At 45.6% G+C, this 3,158-nt stretch carries 3 protein-coding genes; all 3 read left to right on the top strand.

The window, feature by feature from the left end:
* Nucleotides 1-175 precede the first annotated feature (175 nt).
* Complete coding sequence (gene mraY, locus A3761_RS10785) at nt 176-1,258, top strand: phospho-N-acetylmuramoyl-pentapeptide-transferase (RefSeq protein WP_068516372.1); 1,083 nt, start codon at nt 176-178, stop codon at nt 1,256-1,258.
* Nucleotides 1,259-1,266: 8 nt separating this feature from the next.
* Entirely contained in the window at nt 1,267-2,610 is a 1,344-nt protein-coding gene (gene murD, locus A3761_RS10780; protein ID WP_068553779.1) for a UDP-N-acetylmuramoyl-L-alanine--D-glutamate ligase, read from the top strand.
* Nucleotides 2,607-3,158: FtsW/RodA/SpoVE family cell cycle protein (locus A3761_RS10775; protein ID WP_197473012.1), on the top strand; the 552-nt coding region annotated here is incomplete at its 3' end. The genes murD and A3761_RS10775, both read left to right, overlap by 4 nt.

Below are 3,158 nucleotides of genomic sequence, written 5' to 3'. Positions count from 1 at the left end.
ACGCAAAACAGATGAGTGAAAGTATTGGTGAGAATGCATTGGTTTTTGAAGACAAAGCCTTGCTTGCAGAGCACCTAGTGAAAGATCCGCACAAAAATAAGATCGTGATGATCAAAGGGTCCAGAAGCGCAGCAATGGATGAAGTTGTAAATTTAATTAAGAGAAGAGTTCACTAATGCTGTATTGGTTGTCATCCGTTTTATCTGAAACATTTGGGTTCTTGTCGGTGTTTCAGTATTTAACCTTGCGAGGAATCCTAGGGGTTTTAACTGCCCTGATGATTTCCTTATGGGTTGGCCCGATGATGATCAAGAAGTTGAGCCATTATCAAATTGGTCAGTCTGTAAGGGATGATGGTCCTCAGTCTCACTTAAGCAAAGCGGGTACGCCAACGATGGGCGGTACTCTAATCATTGTTGCTGTGGCGATTAGTACTTTGATCTGGGGAAATCTGGGTAACAAATATGTCTGGATTACACTATTCGTGACACTGTCATTCGGTGCGATTGGTTGGGTAGATGACTATCGAAAAGTGGTTGAAAAGAACTCTAAAGGTTTACCAGCGAAAGCAAAATACTTTTGGCAGTCAGTTTGTGGTGGTGCTGCGGCATTGCTTTTGTACTTTACAGCAGATCTACCTCAGGAGACCGCGTTAATTGTACCGGTATTTAAGGATTTTGTTTTTGATTTAGGGCCCATGTTCATCGTCTTAAGTTACTTCGTCATCGTTGGGACAAGTAATGCCGTCAACCTGACGGACGGTCTTGACGGCTTGGCGATTATGCCTACGGTTCTCGTGGCGAGTGCCTTAGGTATTTTTGCGTATGTATCAGGTAATAGTGTGTTTGCGGAATATCTACATATCCCTTATCTGCCAGGTACGGGTGAGTTAATCGTTTTTTGTGGTGCCTTGTTAGGTGCCGGTTTGGGCTTTCTTTGGTTTAACACCTATCCCGCTCAAGTATTTATGGGGGATGTTGGCGCCTTAGCGTTGGGTGCCGCCTTGGGTGTTGTCGCTGTGATGGTAAGGCAGGAAATTGTTTTATTCATTATGGGGGGCGTATTTGTGATGGAAACCGTATCGGTCATTCTGCAGGTCGCTTCGTTTAAATTGACCGGGCGCAGAATATTTAGAATGGCTCCCTTGCATCACCATTTTGAATTAAAAGGTTGGCCAGAGCCTCGTGTAATCGTACGTTTCTGGATAATCACCGTGGTATTGGTATTAATTGGTCTTGCGACCCTGAAAGTTAGATAAGGCAAGCTGTGAATACAATTGTGACAGATAAGAAAGTCGTTATTGTCGGTCTTGGTAAGACCGGGCTTTCGTGCGTGCGCTTTTTAGCGTCGCAAGGCTGTCAGCTATGTGTCATGGATAGCCGTGAAGAGCCGCCCGGGCTTGAAGGCTTGCATGCTGATTATCCGAATGTTCAATGTATAACAGGTGGCTTTGACCAAGAGCTTTTGTGCTCAGCAACTGAAATCATTCTGAGCCCGGGAATTGCACTGGCAACACCAGAAATCCAGGCCGCTATCAAAAGCGGTGTGCGAGTTCGAGGTGATATCGACCTGTTTGCTGAAGCCGCTAAGGCGCCGATTGTTGCGATTACCGGCTCTAATGGTAAAAGTACCGTCACAACTTTGCTGGGTGAAATGGCAGAGCAGGCAGGGCTAAATGTTGGTGTTGGTGGAAACCTAGGGACCCCAGCACTTGAGTTACTAGATAACTCGTGTGAGCTATATATTCTAGAACTATCCAGTTTTCAGCTAGAGACGACAGACCATTTAAGTGCAGAAAGCGTTGTTATGCTAAATCTCTCTGAAGATCATATGGATCGCTATGAGAGCAAAATTGCATATTTACAGGCTAAGCAACGTATATTTTTTGGCGCTAAAAAAGTCATTGTTAATGATGATGAGGTGCTCAGTCAGCCCTTACAAGCTGAAGGAATGGAGCTGCTTCACTTTGGCTTGAATAGAGCAGACTTAAATAAGTTTTCCTGTATGGACATTGATGGCCAGCGTCATCTAGTGAAGGGCTTTGACAGTATTTTGCCCGTAAAAGATTTGAAGATCTGCGGCGAGCATAATCTTTCGAACGCGCTAGCTGCTTTGGCATTAGGAACATCTGTTGGCTTGCCTATGGATGCGATGGCGAATGCTCTGAAAAGTTATAAGGGGCTACGTCACCGTTGTCAGCATATCAGGTCTGTAGACGGTGTTGATTATATCAATGACTCAAAAGGAACGAATGCGGGTGCAGCCCAAACAGCCATTAGCAGTATTGGTGCGAATTTAGATGGAAAGGTACTGCTAATTGCCGGAGGCGATAGTAAAGGTGCTGATATTTCCGGCTTGCTCGAGCCTATGCAAAAGTTTGGGAAACTGGCGCTGCTATTTGGACAGGATGCGGAGTTAATAGAAGCTGTTTTAAAAGATAAGGTTGAAACGCTTCGTGTTGCTAACCTGGAGCAGGCAGTTCAACAAGCCAAGGCGCGGGCAGAAGAAGGTGACGCTGTGTTGTTGTCTCCAGCGTGCGCAAGTTTCGATATGTTCAAAAGTTACGAGCAGCGAGGCGATATGTTTGAGCAGGAGGTTTTGGCCTTATGACACTTTCTATCGCTAGAGCTGGCATGCCTGGATTGCTGCAAAGCAAAGACTCGCTTCGCATTGAACCACGTACAGATCATGTCATGTTGTTCGTTAGTGTTCTATTGCTGCTGACTGGCTTGATTATGATTGCATCGGCTTCGGTAGATATTGCGGATGCCAGAAATGGAAACCCATTTCACTATGTGATTCGCCACGGCATTTTCATTGTCTTGGGTTGTATCGCCGGCGTATTTACTTACCAGTTGCCATCTTCGTGGTGGCAGAAGACTGGCTGGCTTGCGCTGAGTTTGTCTTTACTAATGCTTTTGGTGGTCATTCTCCCAGGCGTTGGTAAAACAGTTAATGGCAGTACACGCTGGATTAGTTTAGGTAGCTTGAATTTTCAGCCTTCTGAATTGGCGAAGCTTTTGTTGGTGGCTTATCTCGCAGGCTATTTAGTGAGACGTTTAGATGAGGTGCGTACAACATGGTGGGGCTTTGCAAAGCCGATGTTGGTCTTGGCTTTGGTTGCCTTATTGCTGCTTAGTGAGCCGGACTTAGGTTCT

The sequence above is a fragment of the Oleiphilus sp. HI0123 genome (assembly GCF_001635315.1).
This window is presented reverse-complemented; position numbering and strand designations above follow the sequence as displayed.

What these genes read in the sequence shown, in the direction of transcription:
- mraY (WP_068516372.1), top strand. Translation starts at nt 176, where the DNA reads ATGCTGTATTGGTTGTCATCCGTTTTATCTGAAACATTTGGGTTCTTG.